This window comes from Paraburkholderia phenoliruptrix, assembly GCF_047325075.1.
GTDB classification, from domain to species: domain Bacteria; phylum Pseudomonadota; class Gammaproteobacteria; order Burkholderiales; family Burkholderiaceae; genus Paraburkholderia; species Paraburkholderia phenoliruptrix.
On sequence record NZ_CP168531.1, the window covers coordinates 3,694,518 to 3,711,495 of the forward strand.

Genomic DNA, 16,978 nt, shown 5'->3' on the forward strand with positions numbered 1-16,978 from the left:
CAGCATGACCACGAAGGGCACGATTCTGGTAACGGGCGGCGCGGGCTTTATCGGCTCGCATACCTGCGTCGAACTGCTGAACGGTGGCTACGACGTCGTGGTAATCGACAATCTGGTGAACAGCAACCGCGAGTCGCTGCGGCGCGTCGAACAGATCACCGGACGCGCGGTGGCGTTTTATGAGGCCGACGCGCGCGACCATGCGGCGCTCAATCGCATTTTCGACGCGCACCCGATCACGGGTGCCATTCACTTTGCCGCGCTGAAGGCGGTGGGCGAGTCGGTCGCCAAGCCTATCGAGTACTACAGCAACAACGTGGGCAGCCTGCTCGCGCTGCTCGGCGTGATGCGCGATCGCAACGTGAAGCAGTTCGTGTTCAGCTCGTCCGCGACGGTGTACGGCGTGCCGAAAAGCTCGCCCATCGACGAATCGTTTCCGCTCTCCGCGACTAACCCGTATGGCCAGTCCAAGCTGATCGCCGAGCAGGTGCTGCGCGATCTCGAAGTGGCCGATCCGTCGTGGCGCATCGCCACGCTGCGCTATTTCAATCCGGTCGGCGCGCACGAGAGCGGGCTGATCGGCGAAGATCCGGCGGGCATTCCTAATAACCTGATGCCGTATGTCGCCCAGGTCGCGGTCGGCAAGCTGGAAAGACTGCGCGTGTTCGGCGGCGATTACGACACGCCGGACGGCACCGGCGTGCGCGATTACATCCACGTGGTCGATCTGGCGCGCGGGCACCTGGCGGCGCTCGACGCGCTCGTGAAGCGCGACGCGAGCTTCGTCGTCAATCTGGGAACGGGCCAGGGCTATAGCGTGCTCGACGTAGTGAAGGCGTTCGAGAAGGCGTCGGGCCGCCCGGTGCCGTATGAAATCGTGGCGCGCCGTCCGGGCGACGTGGCGTCGTGCTTTGCGGATCCGCGCGCGGCCTTAGAAGTGCTCGGCTGGCGCGCGGAGTTCGGCATCGAAAGAATGTGTGCGGACCACTGGCGCTGGCAGTCGGCGAATCCTCGCGGATTTGCGGGCTGACGGCAGAGGCTGGGCGCCGCGAGGCGCTTGCGGGTGCCGTTTGGACCCGCAGCGCCCTCGGTGCGCCGGATCAGGACATGGCGAGCGCCGCGCCCGCCACGCCGCTCGCGGGCTTCACGGCGTAGCTCGCGTGTCGTGCCGAGCCGTCGCTCACGCGAAACACGGCGACCGCTTCGCGCAACACGGCCGCCTGTTCTTCCAGCGATTTTGCCGCTGCAGCCGCTTCCTCGACGAGCGCGGCATTGTGCTGCGTGACCTCGTCGATCTGCGAGACGGCCTTGTTGACCTGCTCGATGCCGTCGCTCTGCTCCAGCGCTGCGGCCTCGATCTCGCCCATGATGCCGGTCACGCGCTCGACCGATTGCATCGCCTCGTTCATCGTGCGGCTCGCCTCGGCGACAAGCGACGCGCCCTGCTCGACCTGCGCCGCCGAATCGCCGATCAGCTCCTTGATCTCCTTCGCCGCCGCGCCTGAGCGCTGCGCGAGGCTGCGCACTTCCGAGGCCACCACCGCAAAGCCGCGCCCCTGCTCGCCGGCACGCGCGGCTTCCACGGCTGCGTTCAGTGCGAGAATGTTGGTCTGAAACGCAATGCCTTCGATCATGCCGATGATCTCCGTCACCTTGCGCGACGATTCCGTGATGCCGTCCATCGTCTCGGTGACGCGCGAAACGACGTTGCCGCCGCGCGTGACCGTGTCTAGGGCGCCGTGCGCAAGCCGGTTGGCCTGCTTCGCGTTGTCGGCGTTCTGCTTCACGGTCGCGGAGAGCTGCTCCATGCTCGCCGCCGTCTGTTGAAGCGCCGCGGCCTGCTGTTCGGTGCGCGCGGACAGATCCGCATTGCCCGAGGCGATTTCATTCGCGCCCTGCGTGATGGCCGTCGTGCTGCCGCGCACTTGCGACACGGTTTCGACGAGGCCGTCGCGCATCTTCGTCAAGGCGCTCAGCAACTGGCCCATTTCGTTGCGCGACTGGCTCTTGATCGCGACCGTCAAATCGCCGGCGGCCATGCGCTCGAAATGCTTGACGGTGGCGTTGACCGGCTTGATGAGCGCCGCCGACAACGCCATGCGCGCGCCGATGCCGATCACGATGGCGAGCGCGCCGATCGCGGCGAAGAGCAGCGTCGCGATCTGGAAGCGTTGCGCGGCGGTCTCGGCCTGCTGGTGCTGGTTTTCGGTCTGCGCGTGTTCGAGCGCGTCGATTGCCTTCGAATACGTGCTGTAGAACGCGTTCGCCGTCTCGCCCTGAATGTTGCGGAAGGTGTTGAAGTCGAAGTCGGTCAGCGCCTTGAACTCGGGCTCGATCGCCTTGTCGACGAGCGCGCTGCGCGCCTGCTCGACGTTTTGCGCGAGCTTCTTCTCAGCGTCGCTCGAAAACGGGCCGGCCATGTAATTGCGGAAGTCCTTGTTCGACTCGACGAGCACCTTGTGCGCCGCCGGCAGCAGATCGTCGGTCTGCTTGCCGACACTAAAGAGCGTTTGATAGGAGCCCAGCGCCAATTGCACCTGCAGCAGCTTTTCCGAGCTCGCCTTCAGATGCGAGAGCGCCGCGGCGCTGCGCTGCGTGTCGTCGAGACTGCTGTTGGCCAGTTGCAGCGCGCCATAGCCGACACCGATCACGGTCAGCAAAAAAGCAACGAACACGCTGATGACCAGCGTCAGGCCGCCACGAATTGTGATGTTGTTTAGCATGGGTTCTCCGGAACAGTCTTGTCGATCCGCGGCGAGTGCCTGTTCACCCGCGTTGTCCGCACGTCGCCGCATCCCGCTTTAACGGCGTGCGAAGCGCCTCGCTAAATAGGTGAAATCCATGACCGGCGCGGGTTTCCGGGCGATTCACACCTCACTATCTGGGATATTTCGCGGCATGCTTCGCGACATTGACGAGCACGGCGCTTTTCCGGGCGTGCAAGGTTTCGTTTGTATAATTCGGCGTCTTTGTTCAGGCCCACTTTCATGCTCAGTTTTGCGCTCGGCTTTCTTGTTTCACTGCTGATCACGCTTGTGATCGTGCGCTATGCGCATCTGCATGAAAAATTCTCGACGGATAGCGATCTCGCCGGCGTGCAGAAATTCCACGTGCGGCCGGTGCCGCGCATCGGCGGGACCGGCATTCTGCTCGGGCTCGTCGTCTCGGCCGTGCAGTTGCATCGTGCCTATCCGGCCGTGTCCGGCGGCATTCTCGGGCTGATTGCCTGCGGCATGCCGGCCTTCGGCTCAGGTCTCGTCGAAGACCTGACCAAGCGCGTGTCGCCGCTCGCGCGCCTTGTCTGCACGATGGCGGCCGCGGCGCTTGCCTATTTCCTGCTGGATATCGCGGTCACGCGCATCAGCGTGCCGCCGCTCGATTTCCTGCTTTCCTACGCGGTGATTTCGTGCGCGGTGACGGTGCTCGCGGTGGCGGCGCTCGCGAATGCGATCAACATCATCGACGGCTTCAACGGCCTCGCGTCGATGGTCGCGTTCATGATGTTCGCCTCACTTGCTTACGTGGCTTTCCAGGTGCATGACCCGATCGTGCTGTCGGCGTCGTTCATGATGATGGGCGCGGTGCTCGGCTTTTTCATCTGGAACTTCCCGGCGGGGCTGATTTTTCTCGGCGACGGCGGCGCGTATTTCATCGGCTTCATGCTCGCGGAACTGTCGATCATGCTGGTGATGCGCAATCGCGACGTGTCCGCGTGGTATCCGGTGCTGCTTTTCATGTACCCGATCTTCGAGACGTGCTTCTCGATTTACCGCAAGAAGTTCATTCGCGGCATGTCGCCGGGCATTCCGGACGGCGTGCATCTGCACATGCTGGTTTATAAGCGACTGATGCGTTGGGCGGTCGGCGCGCGCACCGCCCGGGAGCTCACGCGGCGCAATTCGCTCACGTCGCCTTATTTGTGGCTGCTCTGCCTGATTGCGGTGGTGCCGGCGACGTTGTTCTGGCGGCACACGCTGCATCTGTTCTGCTTTGTGGTGGTGTTTGCGGCGACTTATGTGTGGCTCTATGTGAGCATTGTGCGGTTCAAGTCGCCGCGGTGGATGGTGGTGAGGAAGGCGAAGCGGTGAGCGCGGTTCGCGCCCTCCGCTATAAGCAACGTTATCCAGCCTCACCTTGTCCACGCGCGCGGCTCTCCTGGATGCGTTGCCGGTGCTCTGCAAGTGCCTCGGGACGCGCGTCTGCGTACCGCAGAATCGCGTTTGAGATCGTGCGAACGGGCAGACGCCCTATCCCCGTACGACCAAACTGCTGCTGGCGCATCCGCAGATGCCGGTAAAGTTCGCCACGCTCAAGCAACACCGTTGGAAGTGAAGGGGTCACCCTGACCGCTTCGTGCGAAAAGACACCGAGTCCTTCAACGATCCAAAGGCGCGGTGGCAGCAGATTGCGCAGGAAACGCACTTTCGCCGCATTCTGCTTGATTGGGGAAGCGCGCACGAACCTCTGTCCGTCAGCCGCCGTCAGGGTTAGCGTATCGTCGGTCTCGCCGCGCGTGACTATCCCGGCCCAGTGCTTTGTTTCGACCACGAAGACGCCGAAGGGCGTAATCGCCAGATGATCGATTTCAGCAGTCGGAAAGGCGCTTCCGGGCGCGTGAATCAGAACAAGGCCATCCAATACCAGCCAGTCATCACCGCACAGTCGCGTGAGGTGCCAGCACAATTCGGCCGACACCCGCCTTTCTCCTTCTTCCCCCCGCTGGTGGGGCTCGTGGGTGGGGGGCACCCGCGTTTTCCGAGCGTCGTCGCCAGCCGGACGTTGCTGGCTAAAGCTCAGGTACGCGCAGAGCAATCCACTCGCGAGCCCGACGATTTTCTGAATCAGCATGCTGGTTTCTCCTTTGGTTATGAGGTGAAACCAGCGTATGGGCTGCTAGGAGAAGTCAAGCATCAGGTCAGGATCGTTAGGCCGGGAGGAAACTGGTCCGCCGCTGGCCGCCCTTCGTTCAGGGCCTCGCAGACAGCATGCGTTGTCGTTCCGAGCGCACGGGCTGCCTTGAGCAGGTTACCGCGGTGTTCGGTCAGGGCTTCCATCGCTTTTTCGCTGGTGAGCACTGGTATGTCCGGTCGCGAGTAGGCTGAAGCGTGCGAGTACTGGACACGTTTGCTCCCGACGGGCGAGACAGCGGCGGTAACTGGCGCGTTTATCAGAACGATCAGCTGGGGCTTCCTGATCCATCGGAAAAACTCGCACCAATGCCCCAGTCTCTCGGCCGCCTCTTCGGATGTCTGCGGTTGCGTGGACCAGCGATTGATGAGTGCCTGCAAATGCTTTGCGCGAAAATTCCACGGTGTCTGTAGCGCATACCCGCTCGCGCGCAGCGCCTCGAAGCCCAGCAACACCTCTGCCACGCGCCGACATTGCGTTTCGGCCGGCACAGCATCCCTAACGCGGGTGCGCGAATCGTATGTCGACGTCACGCGGCCTCTGGCGAGCCTGCGAAATTCCCGCCTGAATGCATACGGCAGCCTGCTGCAGGCGATCACGTACCGGTAGTCGTAAAGAACGTACATATCTGTTTTCCCTTGTGTTCAATCCGTGAGTTGGCCGGTGCAACGGAGGCACCGACCCGCGTTCAGCAGCGCGAGAAGCGCACTGCCGTTTGAGTGCGCTGTTTATCGGGCCGCGCGCGCCACAGCAAAGGAAATGGGCAGACGATGGCTAGCCGCCATCAAGACGCAGTCAGATGTGAAGTTGGAGCAGCCGCGGCCAAAAGCCGCCTGGAGCAGGACGGCGGTCAGAACTGCGCAAAGAAGAAAGAGAGAGGAAGGGCAGCCGAACGAAAGACACCGGCACTCGCTGTGTCAAGGTGCGCCTTCGAACGCCCGGACAACCGGAGGCGTACGGGCGAACAGCTCCACTGACGCGCTGCCCGGAAGAAAGACGGGAGGCTTTGCCAGTTCAAGGTCGATGCGTCGTGGACGCGACAGCAATATACTGCGGCGCTCCCGAAGCAGGCAAGCCCGCGGATGGCTCAACACATGATATTCTGGTCCCCACCCAAACAGCTAGGGAGCCAGCATGGATATCACATGGCCGATACTCGGAATGTCTGCAATCCTTGTAGGATTAAGCTGGACGATGGAACATGGTGCCCGGCAGCAACGAAAGCAACTCGCCAAGCGACGCTCGCCGGTCGTAGCTTCACGCGAGAAAGAACAGCCACCCCAGGCCCTTGCTTCGCATCCGGCACAACTTCACTGCCCGCATTGCGGCCATATCATCGGCGACAGGGATTTCGCACGACAGCATGCGCCGACGGTCGACTGGACGGGACGAGCATCGCGGTATTTCAGGCAGCCTCCCATCTGAGCGCGACTCACTCACGCGCGTGTACCTGGGGCGTGTACGTCGCATATCGCACCTTCTGGCCGCGCGGGAGTTAAGAGTCCTAAAGCCCCCGTGCGGGTCCGCCATTGTCTTGTTGGTGGAGCGCCTCCCTGACGCCGTCATGCGGTCTGCGTCCATCATGACCGCCATCTTGCTCCCCGACAATCCGGGCTCAAACAGATCCCGGCTGTCACCGGCTGACTAGAAGCCGCCAGCGCGGAGTTCGATTTGAAGGCACTACCTGTCTTTTGCCAGACCGCGGCAGAAGATGTTAAACATCCGCGTAGCAACCCACTTGTTGTGCGAAAGCCATGCGCCCCTTTTGCGACCCGTCGAGCTATGTTCTAATGATTGCAGTACCGTTCGCTCACGTCACGAGCATCGACCATTACACCTCCTCGCTGGGGGGGTTGGGGGCGCTTTTGCCCAATTTCAAAAAAGCGTTGCTCGGCCTGAGGGCAAAGCAAGGCACTGCGTGCGGTTTCTGTTAGCCGCATCCACATGAATTGAGCGCCCGCCGCTCAATCAGAGCTCAATCTCGCTTAAGGCCCAGAAGTTTCCACCGCGTGCTTCTGATCGCCCTCTCCCGTTCCTAAGCCAGGTACGCGCAGCCGGTATCGCGTCGCCGCCAGTCGTCTTTCCTGCAGTAAGTGATCGCCAACCGACGAAAAGCCAGCGCGGCGTTCGATTTGAAGGCACCGCCTGTCTTCTGCAGACGGCGGCAGAAGACGTTGAGCGTCCTCGTGGCAATCTGCTTTTTCTACGAAGGCCGCGCCCCCCTTTTGTAACCCTTCCAGTTATGTTCTAATGATTGCAGTAACGTTCGCTCACGTCACGAGCATCGACCATTACACCTCCTCACTGGGGGTTTGGGGGCGCTTTCGCCCAATTTAAAGAATGCGTTGCTCAGCCTAAGGGCGAAGCGAAGCATTTCGCGCGTTTTGTGTTAGCAGCATCGACACGAATTGAGCGCCCGCCGCTCAATGAGCGCCGGCATCTCTCTCAAAGCCCAGAAGTTCCACAGTGTGCTTCTGATCGCCCTCTCCCCTTTCTGAACTCCGTACGCGCAGCCGGTATCGCTCGTCGCCAGTCATCTTTCCTGCAGTTAGTGATCGCCAGCCAACAGAAGTTATGTGCCGGCGAGCTTTTTGAGCGCACCGGGGGCTTATCCCCCGACGCCCACGCCGCAGGTGCAGGCCGTGTTCACCATGCCACCACGCCTCTAACGTTTGCGGGGCGAGGAAGCATCTCCCTTTTGCGATGTCCAGTACGGTGCCCGTCAAATAAGCCTTGTGATTCATTCATCTTCCGATGATGACCGCAAGCGCTCCAATCGCGGCCCTGTTCCCTTGACGGGTACAGGCAGGGTGTTTGTCAGGCACCCGCCGCTCACCGCTCCCGCACGAATGCCACTTTCTCGTGCGGGCTGCCGCCTTCCCCCAACACCTGTTTTCACCAGGGCCCATCCGTAACCGGATCCCATAGCTCAACGCAGTACCCGGCCCTCCATCCGAATTGAACTCCTTAGTACGCGCTGCCCCCGCCCCGGGCCAGCCGTCATTGTCGACATCCGAGCTATTCCGGACGCGTCACGAGCTCATCGTGACCGGGGCCCGTGTTCGCCTCCCCCCGCGGGCGAACATAAGTTGACATGCGGGTGACAATCGCGAGGTAGTTCATGAGCATGATGTCAAAGGCCGTACACGATTGCGCCGCGAGCAGCAAAAAAGCGCGCGGCAGTTTTTCAACCCAGCAGAACAGGCGATTCAATGCAACAGGCCTACTGCGCTTTGCGCGACAGGTCGGGGAGTTGCACTCATCGATCGGCGAAATTCCGCCATGGGTGATTCATGCGTACGCCCAATACTGCGTCGCGCAAGGCAAAACCGCGGGCACTCTCGCGAATATATTCTCGGCGGTTCGCGTGATATCGCGCCATGCCGGCCGGGACATCGACGACACATGCAACAACAGGCAACTTCAACTGGCTCGAAGAGTGCGAAAAGGAGCTAAACGGGCCTTGAACCCGATGGAACTTGCGCAGTTGATCGAGAGGTCGAAGAGGGTAGACCAGGGGCTCATGCACATGATATCGCTCGCACTGCACCTCGGACTTCGACGCAAGGAAGCGCTGATGTGTGCACCCGATCTCGCGATGTGGCTGGACGCGCTCGAGCGGGGCGATTCGAAGCTTCCCCTGATGCGTGGCTCGAAAAACGCAAGGCCCAGACAGGTGCGGATTATCGAGGGTGAGCGCGCGCAGACGATAGAAGCGGTCCGTTGCGCGCTCGCTTACGCTCGCGAACACAATCTCGAACTGATCACAGGCCATGGAAGGACGCTCAAATCCGCGATGAACCGGCTCACCGCACTGCTGCGCCGCGCAGCTATGGTGGGGCAAACCAGCTTCCATTCGCTTCGCTACACCTATGCGCTCAAGAGTGCACTCGAAATGCTCGATGCAGGAATAGCCCCATACGAGGTTCTCGTCGAACTTAGCGAATCGCTTGGCCACGGCCCCTCACGCATCCAGATGATCCTTGGACACTACTGCCAGCCGATCCGCGAGCGGTTCGAGGGACATATATCGCGTTACGACATCGAAGCTGGCCGCCGCCGACCACCGAGCAAACTACCTCGGGCGACGGCACGCCTTCTGGCGAAACGTCGACATGGCGAGCTAAGCGGCTACCCGATCGGTCAATCCCATGCGGCACCAAACCTCACAGGATCGGCAGACGATGCACAGGTGGACAACCAGCCTTTCAAAGCATAGGAGGCCACTATGCCCGATTCGCAACTTCTGCAACACGTGAAGCGTTGCGCCGACACGATCGGATGTAACGAGACGATGCGCGCCATCATGGTTGAGGTCTGGCTCGAATTCGAGCAGTTCACCGATCCTTATTTTTCGGGCCCAGTCCGGCTGCCCGACCTGGACATAGCGTTGCTTGCAAGCTTTATCGAACTGCGCTCAAAGCGATGCGTTGATGTTGAGCTACTCCTCCTCGAAATAACCTGCATCAGAATGGTCTTGCTGGAATCCGGTTTCCTGCACAACCAACTGGCCACCCTTAGCGTGCGCATAAAACGGGAACGGCTTGCCAATGACGCAAACGGTAAATATCGGTTCGCGAAAGCGCTGGGTACTTGACGGCTACGCGATTGACTTCGGGAGGCCGATGACTTGACGTATCACATGCAATGTCGCAACCAGACCTTGACGCCTGCGGCGGCCGCTGAGCGGATTAACGGCTCCAGGAGAGCTCTGCGCTCTGCCAGCAGTGCTCACTGCGACAGTAAAGGTGGGCTGCCTCCACCAAAACCAGTCGGTCGCTATGCTTCCGATGGGTTCGTCATTGAAGGTGATGCAGCGCTCGTTGGCCCTGACGCCGTTCACGTTATCCGACCCAGGCCGGATAAGAGATGGAGATGACCGGCGAGACACAGCATGCGCTCGTGCCGACGGGCAGTATGTCTGCGACTGCCGATCATTTCCCTTAGTTATCCTTTATTTTACGACGCCGAATGCTTGCGCGAAAATCACTCCGGCGCTTCGTCTTGCCCTTCGGATGTCTCCGTCACCTTGCCTTGCACGCACAACAACGCCTGCAATCGGTCTTCAATTTGCGGCGGCATTGCCGGCGAAAATTATTCAAGGCGATGACCGCGTGCAAACATTGCGGCCAGGAGATCCAGACAACGGATGACATTTCACTTGAAGCACTCGCCACGGTGGACGCCGGTTAATGCAGGCCTGCCGGTTCCCGCTTCGACGCCTGCAAGTGCGTCGCCGCATCGGACAACCGTCTATCACTCCTTTTCGCGACGGCTTTCGAATCAATCTTTGCCTGTCAGCTCTCGCCCCAATCCGCGCATCGCTGTTGCAGATGTGCGGCAAGTCTACCGGGATCGAGATACTGCGTATGGCTGGCGCGGAAGCGGTTCAAGCGGCTGCGCATGAAATGGTGCAGTTCGGACGGACACAGGATCGATTCCGGCAAGGTGGGATCGAGTGCGCAATGTGAGGAGACGAAAAACGCAATGGACTCGACCGGGCAGCAATGTTCGGCGAGTAGCGCACGCAAGTGCCGCACCGCGGGCTTTGCCCTGCGCAATGGGGACGTCTGGACCGAAACAGCACCAGGCTCGTCATGTAAAAGGAGTTCGTCGTCGTTTACAGAGCGTTTTACGGTGCCCGTCCAGTCGTACCGATTAATGACAAACGCGCCAAACTCAGTCACAGCAAGACAATCTGCCCACGTCACTGGATTGCGCGTTCCAGGCGCGTGCTCAAGCATGACTCCGCGCCGTACCACAAATGCGCGTTCGGACGTTGTCCGCAGGAACGCTGCAACGGTTCTTGACAAGGGAAGAGACAAATGGCGTCGATGCGCCATCCAGCCGTCGCGATCGCCCGCGAGTCGCCTGAAGTCCGACACCAGTTCAGGGGAGGATGCGGCAGCACAATATGCATCTTTGTCCGCAGCAGAAAATAGCGTCTTGCCCTGTTTCATTTGTTCTCCTTTCGTGGACTGAAGAGGGTTATCGGACACAGTTCGCTCACGACCTTGATGGCTGGGGAGCAAAATCGTCAATTCACCAGCGGTTTGGCGTGATGTAGCGTCGCAGGTCCGAAGGATGGCCGGTAACTCCAGCTTGCCACCCTCAGTCAGAAGTCAAGGCAACGCTTCAGGGGAAAGAAGCAACTGCAGTGCGCAGGTCACGGGCCTTATTGCCCACCACCCGGACAGCGGCCGCTAGCGCATAAAGCGCGAAAGGTGCGGCACAAACGTTAGTACAACCAGAGGATTGCATGAAACCATGGGCCGCCCTTGGCCGGAATAGATTCGCTATGTGTTGCAGTTTTCAGCTGCTGTCGTCCGCTGATACGCGAGGTAAGGGCTGAGATGGAAGTTGCCTTTGTTACAAATAGATCTTTGGTGGAATATCACTTTAAAGTTTGCGATCATTGGAGATTGAACCGCCCCGGATTTTGTGGAGGCTCCAACTCTTGAGAGAATGGAGCCATGAACAAGAAGGTAACCAAGTTTTCCCCGGAAGTCCGAGAGCGCGCGGTGCGCCTGGTGCGCGAGCAGCGTGGCGAACATCCGTCGATGTGGGCGGCGATCGAGTCGATTGCGCCGATGATCGGCTGCACACCGCAGACACTGCATGAGTGGGTCAAGCGCGACCAGGTCGACCACGGTGAGCGCGATGGCGTGACCACAGACGAGCGCGAGCGCCTCAAGGCCTTGGAGCGCGAAGTCAAGGAGTTGCGTCGTGCCAACGAGATTCTCAAGGTCGCGAGCGCGTTTTTCGCCCAGGCGGAGCTCGACCGCCGTTTCAAGTCCTGAAGGCCTTCATCGATCAGCATCGCGACACCTTCGGGGTCGAGCCGATCTGCAAGGTCTTGCGGATTGCCCCGTCGGGTTACCGACGCCATGCCGCGCAGCTTCGTGATCCGTCGCGGCGCTCTGTTCGCGCAATCCGCGATGAACGTCTGCGGCCGGAGATCAAGCGTGTGTGGCAGGCCAACATGCAGGTCTACGGCGCGGATAAAGTCTGAAAGCAGATGAACCGGGAGCGTATCGCGGTGGCGCGCTGCACGGTCGAACGTTTGATGAAGCAACTGAGTTTGCGCGGCGTGATGCGAGGCAAGCGTGTTCGCACGACTGTTCCTGATGCCATAGCCCCGCGCCCGCTGGATCGGGTCAATCGCCAGTTCAAGGCGGCACGGCCGAACCAGCTCTGGGTTTCTGACTTCACCTACGTTTCGACGTGGCAGGGCTGGCTGTATGTGGCTTTCGTGATCGATGTGTTTGCTCGCCGTATCGTTGGCTGGCGAGTCAGCAGTTCGATGACCACGGACTTCGTTCTGGATGCACTTGAACAGGCGCTTTACGCGCGGCGCCCGGGCGACGACGGAACCTTGATACACCATTCCGACAGAGGGTCCCAATACGTCAGCATTCGCTACAGCGAACGGCTGGCCGAAGCGGGCATCGAACCGTCGGTCGGCAGCCGGGGAGACAGCTATGACAACGCCCTGGCTGAAACGATCAACGGCTTGTACAACGCTGAACTGATTCATCGCCGCACCTGGAAAACGCGGGAATCCGTTGAACTGGCAACACTGCAGTGGGTGGCCTGGTTCAATCATCATCGGTTGATGGAACCCCTCGGCTATATCCCGCCCGCCGAAGCTGAGGCAAACTACTATCGGCAACTTGAAACAGCTGCCGCCGAACTCGCATCAACTTAAACCAACCAGCCTCCACGATTCCCGGGGCGGTTCAGATCGAGCGTATCGCCTCGATCTCCTCCGGACTAACGGTAACTCTCTTCACCACCTTTCGGATCGCACGCTCGATGTCGCGTCGGTATGGCAAGAGAGCATCGGCATCAATGCACTCGATGATGAGTCGCCGGGTTCCTCTACCCTTCCTGATGCGAATGCGATAATGGTCCGATGTCAGAACATTCACGCCGTTTAACTCCCGAAGAACAGTTTCGGGCGTTGCCTCGCTCCCTCCAGGGCTTAGATTTCTCACACGTTGCAATAGCGTTTGCCTGCCCAACTCCTTGTCTAGCGCGAGTAGTTTCCGTCCAACAGCAAAAGTCAATTCGGCCTCACCGAAACTAACGGGCAAGCTACCCCGAAGCGCCATCATATACACCGCATCGCGTATGTTCTTTCGTGAAATGTCAAGTGCGCGGGCGCAGCCACTGTAAGTGGTCCATTCCCCTCTGGTCACACCCAGGTGATATCGATCGGAGATGTTTTTCGGTGAGTCCAGCGTCTTACTCAGTACCTTGTTCTCAGGGTTGCCCAAGTAGCGCAGCGCGCGCCGGGACGCAGCCCCTTGCCCGTTTATCGTCGCAAGCACCGCTCGCGCTGGGAGAGTTCTGCCAGCCGCAACGTGTTCGCCGATTCGCTGAAGCACGGTCTGAAGACCATCCCGCGCGATAACCTCGCGTATCACCCGCACGGAATACGGCGTTACCCCAGTGGCCGACTCAAACAAGTTGACTATCGCGGTGGGCAGATCAGCCACTTTAAGCGCCAGCGAAAGTTCGGCCTGACTAACGCCAAGCGCGTCAAGTGCGCCCTTTTGCGTAGTCCATTTCCCTTTAGTCAGTCCGTCTTTATAGTAATGAGCAATAACGAAGCAATTGCGCTTTTTGATTTGTCGAAGCAGTCCGTCGGGAGTCATGGGCCGTCTCACGCTTGATCCGGTGTTGCGGTCATCTGCAGGCAAAACGTTACGATACGCGACTTGCCGCTCAGGTGGCGACCGAATGGCGCATCAAAAACACCCTCTTTCAAAAAAAGACGACGAGTTGTCGAAACATCGTGCAGTCACATGGCATTGGAGGCATGACCTGCGTAGCCGCCGGATGCCGAGCCTGTTTTGATGCAGAAGGGCACGCATGCGTGGATTGCATACCTGTGGCCCCCAGATGTCATTCCAATGCCGATGCTTCTTTCGTGCTTTCGCGAGGTTGTGCGACAAAGAGCGGAGCGCTTCGGTCCATCTTGTCGGTCTTGCCGAGTCGACGGCAGCTCGACCCGGCCCGCGCCGGTTTTGGGACGTCTGTCTTATAAATGTACTGCCGCCCCATGAGCCGGCTCACGGTGGCATCGGCAGCGCGTCACCACCGCATCGTTCAGTTTTAATTGATAAATCAGACTGATTTGCGAAACCTCGATTGACTGATCAACGGCGCAAGGCTCGCAAATACGGTGCACGCCGCGGATAGCACATAAGCGCCAGCGCCGACGGAAAACTGATCCTGACAACCGGGGGCCCAGTGCTGGCAACCGGAGACCTATGCTTTTTCTGGTTCGCTCGAGATCAATTTTCCGTTGACGCCAGCATGTGCGCCAGTCGACGCCGTCCTGTACTCGTCGGACATTAAGACGGCGTCTGGTCAAGTGTTGATGTGTGGGGGTGTCAACTGCCATGACCGCGCGTCGGCTCACGTAAGGTGTCACGCGGGGTAGTCTCCACGGCTCGTTCTTGCTGGCGCGCAGACTTAGGCCTGCTCTGCGGCGCCCGTTCAATCGCGTCGGCTCACCAAGTTGGACGGACCAGGAACGTGTGCTCTGCAAGAGCGTCCACACGGCGCGAAGCGCCATCGTTGGGCTCTACTGTCGCGTTCGGTGCGTCGGCGAAGCGCGATCCTTTCTGTGTAAGACGGGGCGTGCACGGCTCCCCATTTGCGAGTTCTGTGCTGTTGATCGAGTAATAAAAATTTCGCAAATTGGCCGAGTTAATAAATAAAATCAATAGGATGCGGTAACAGCCGCATGGCTGCCGCTACCGTTAGCCAGCTCCCGGTAGCACGACATTTGAGTGACCGACAGCCAAAACCGCAGCATGCGCCAAAGGGCTCTCGACTGGGCACGGTCGAGGAGATAGCCCGGAGTGCCCGGCCCCTCTTCTCAGAAGCTGTCTTGGACGCTTACCGGCAGGCTACCGACATCGGGCACCCGAAGCATTCATCCCGCGCAAGCGTCCGGTTTGCAGTGTACGCAGCCGGACGACAACGAAGGAACGTCGTCGATTTCGAACCGTTGGCCCAGTCTTGATTGAAGGAACACAACTGGAAGGCGCCCACATCTAAACGCCCGCTCTCATCGAAAGCTACGTCGAATATGTCGCCATTTGCCTGCACGGCAGGCTGATCGACCAGATACAGTTGATTGAACACAGACAGTTGACTTCGAGAAACGGCAGGCAACGGTAGTGGGTGAATGCGGCCCGGAAGCATCATGCACCTCAGCCTCCGAAATCAGCAGGGTTCGCCTTAGAGGGCAGGGTTAATGAAAGTATCAGCATTTGGCGTCGACATCGGTTACGGCCGCACCAAAGTGGCGCTTCGCACCGGCTCCGACATTTCTACCGCGAGCTTCCCGTCGCTCGCGCCTCTGGTACCTCATCTTGAGTTATCACGAACCAGAGAACGCGTAGCCGACGGGTTGAACGTTGTTTTGATAGAGGTCCAAGGTTCTCATTATGCAGTCGGCCCCGAAGTAGAGTCGTTGCGAGCGTGTTCAAGCTTAACGCGAACGTTACTTGACAGCTTCTGTTTGACGCCCATGTACACCGCGCTGCTCGGCGGAGCACTATACCGCGCCGGTGTAACAGAGATCGAATGCATGGTGCTTGGCCTGCCGGCCCGCTTCAGCCGGGAATACTTTCGATATCTTCGCGATGCATTTACAGGCGCTCTCGATTTCGGCCAAGGCGTGATCCACGTAGGTTCCGTAGATGTCGTTCCCCCGCTGCTCGGATCGCTCGGAACCTTCGCCAATTCCGGCGATGGCCGCTTTGACCCCGAGCGCGGCCATCTCCTCATCGATGTAGGCTACTCCGAGACTAGCTGGCTGCTGTATTGTGACCATAAGATAGTCCCCCAGTGTTCAGGCCACGTCCGGGGCGGTGCATGGCAGGTCTATAGAACCATTGGATCGTTGATCGCGAACCGGGAGCGCTGCCCTGTAGACAATATGGAACGCATTGGCAGATGCCTTAGCGATAAGAAGCCACTTCTGCACTACGGTAAGGACATCGACCTCGCTCCGTTGGTTGAAAGCTCACAAGCCGTGGTGAACGCTGCGTTCAAAATAATCCGTGATCGCACTCCCTCTCCTTCGAGGTTGAAGTCGATCGTATTGACAGGAGGCGGAGCAAGCCTCTACGAGACAGCGATTCGTGCCGCCTTTCCCCGGGTCCGCATCGACATCCTGGACGCGCCCTCACACGCAAATGCGAAGGGCTTCCTTCTGCTCGGCGAGGCCCAGCTCGCGGGAAGGAAGCTTGTGCCTACATCTGCATGAACTCGCGAGACGCCGCAGCTTTGGGACTAACGACTGCAGCGGGTTACTTCAAGGCGCAAGAAAGAGGAGTTGGGTCATTCGCGCGCCTGTTTCGCGAGCGGTGCAGCATTGCCAATTAAGATATCCGCTCATGTCGCTTCATCGATTGTATTATTCAGGAACGCTTATCATGTCGCGATGGTCTTCTGTGGTGAAAACTGGTGCTAACTTGACAGCGCCCTCCTTCACCGCGCCTGGGTTGCCCACTAGGTGGTCGAGACGCAGCGAGGCAGAGTTCCATCCCTTCAGCGTTACCCGCATTGGGTCACGGCCCCTGCCACGATCGGATCACCGGAAAGGCGACCATGGCTGCCCCGCGCGCGCGACGCATCGCGTCCTGGGTATAACACATGTCGAGTTGACGATGGACGTTGAAGCGAAGGAGAAAGAGACTTGAGTATTTGGCAACACTCATGCGAAAGCAAGAACTCGGCTTCATCGCAGTCTTAGAGATCGAGCACGTCTTTCTTCAGGTACGCGCCGACCCGATTGCGCCAGGCTCGTAAACATCGCGAGCAACCTGGTTAGACGTCGCCGTTGAGGTAAAACAAGCTCGAACTGCTCCCCGATCGACACAGCGCGAGCAATCCAATATCTAGGTCCAAGATAGTCGGGCAGCTCCCAATATTCAATGTTTAACAAGTAAGACGCGACAGTTTCAAGATGAGCGATTTCTGAGTCGGCGAGAATCGCGGGCAGTTTTCGACAAGGCGTTGCCGACGCATCCTTCCTCTGCAGTCC

10 protein-coding genes, 1 pseudogene and 1 other annotated feature are annotated in these 16,978 nt (G+C 59.5%); of the genes and pseudogenes, 6 read left to right on the forward strand and 5 right to left on the reverse strand.

All coding sequences use genetic code 11. The features are described from left to right. Positions 1 to 4 precede the first annotated feature (4 nt). The gene (galE, locus tag ACEN8U_RS28360; RefSeq protein ID WP_413658150.1) at positions 5 to 1,030 is read left to right on the forward strand and encodes a UDP-glucose 4-epimerase GalE; all 1,026 of its coding nucleotides are present in this window, start codon (positions 5 to 7) and stop codon (positions 1,028 to 1,030) included. A gap of 70 nt (positions 1,031 to 1,100) precedes the next feature. On the opposite strand, the gene ACEN8U_RS28365 is transcribed toward galE, so the two are convergent. Further along, positions 1,101 to 2,723, reverse strand: a complete 1,623-nt coding sequence (locus tag ACEN8U_RS28365; protein WP_015001885.1) for a methyl-accepting chemotaxis protein — start codon at positions 2,721 to 2,723, stop codon at positions 1,101 to 1,103. Between the two features lie 264 nt (positions 2,724 to 2,987). On the opposite strand from ACEN8U_RS28365, the gene ACEN8U_RS28370 reads away from it, so the two are divergent. After that, complete coding sequence (locus ACEN8U_RS28370) at positions 2,988 to 4,088, forward strand: MraY family glycosyltransferase (protein WP_015001884.1); 1,101 nt, start codon at positions 2,988 to 2,990, stop codon at positions 4,086 to 4,088. 31 nt (positions 4,089 to 4,119) lie between these two features. Here ACEN8U_RS28370 and ACEN8U_RS28375 read toward each other — a convergent pair whose 3' ends face one another. Both ACEN8U_RS28375 and ACEN8U_RS28380 read right to left on the reverse strand, forming a co-directional pair. Further along, a complete protein-coding gene (locus ACEN8U_RS28375) occupies positions 4,120 to 4,848 on the reverse strand; it encodes a nuclease-related domain-containing protein (RefSeq protein WP_413658153.1) in 729 nt (242 codons plus the stop codon). A gap of 62 nt (positions 4,849 to 4,910) precedes the next feature. Further along, positions 4,911 to 5,534, reverse strand: a complete 624-nt coding sequence (locus ACEN8U_RS28380) for a hypothetical protein (RefSeq protein WP_413658155.1) — start codon at positions 5,532 to 5,534, stop codon at positions 4,911 to 4,913. Positions 5,535 to 8,029: 2,495 nt separating this feature from the next. Between ACEN8U_RS28380 and ACEN8U_RS28385 the strand changes: the two genes are divergently transcribed. Both ACEN8U_RS28385 and ACEN8U_RS28390 read left to right on the forward strand, forming a co-directional pair. Then, the gene (locus ACEN8U_RS28385; RefSeq protein ID WP_310105684.1) at positions 8,030 to 9,127 is read left to right on the forward strand and encodes an integrase domain-containing protein; all 1,098 of its coding nucleotides are present in this window, start codon (positions 8,030 to 8,032) and stop codon (positions 9,125 to 9,127) included. Positions 9,128 to 9,136: 9 nt separating this feature from the next. Beyond that, complete coding sequence (locus ACEN8U_RS28390; RefSeq protein ID WP_413658157.1) at positions 9,137 to 9,505, forward strand: hypothetical protein; 369 nt, start codon at positions 9,137 to 9,139, stop codon at positions 9,503 to 9,505. A gap of 700 nt (positions 9,506 to 10,205) precedes the next feature. Here ACEN8U_RS28390 and ACEN8U_RS28395 read toward each other — a convergent pair. Beyond that, entirely contained in the window at positions 10,206 to 10,868 is a 663-nt protein-coding gene (locus tag ACEN8U_RS28395; protein WP_413658159.1) for a nuclease-related domain-containing protein, read from the reverse strand. Between the two features lie 513 nt (positions 10,869 to 11,381). Here ACEN8U_RS28395 and ACEN8U_RS28400 point away from each other — a divergent pair. Beyond that, a pseudogene (locus ACEN8U_RS28400) lies at positions 11,382 to 12,616 on the forward strand (IS3 family transposase). Beyond that, positions 11,663 to 11,779 (forward strand) — a sequence feature (AL1L pseudoknot). Its footprint overlaps the pseudogene before it by 117 nt. Before the next feature lie 31 nt (positions 12,617 to 12,647). Here ACEN8U_RS28400 and ACEN8U_RS28405 read toward each other — a convergent pair. After that, positions 12,648 to 13,568, reverse strand: coding sequence for a hypothetical protein (locus ACEN8U_RS28405; protein WP_413658161.1), 921 nt, complete (start codon positions 13,566 to 13,568; stop codon positions 12,648 to 12,650). Positions 13,569 to 15,181: 1,613 nt separating this feature from the next. Here ACEN8U_RS28405 and ACEN8U_RS28410 point away from each other — a divergent pair. Beyond that, a complete protein-coding gene (locus ACEN8U_RS28410) occupies positions 15,182 to 16,198 on the forward strand; it encodes a PRTRC system protein D (protein ID WP_413658163.1) in 1,017 nt (338 codons plus the stop codon). Positions 16,199 to 16,978: the final 780 nt, after the last annotated feature.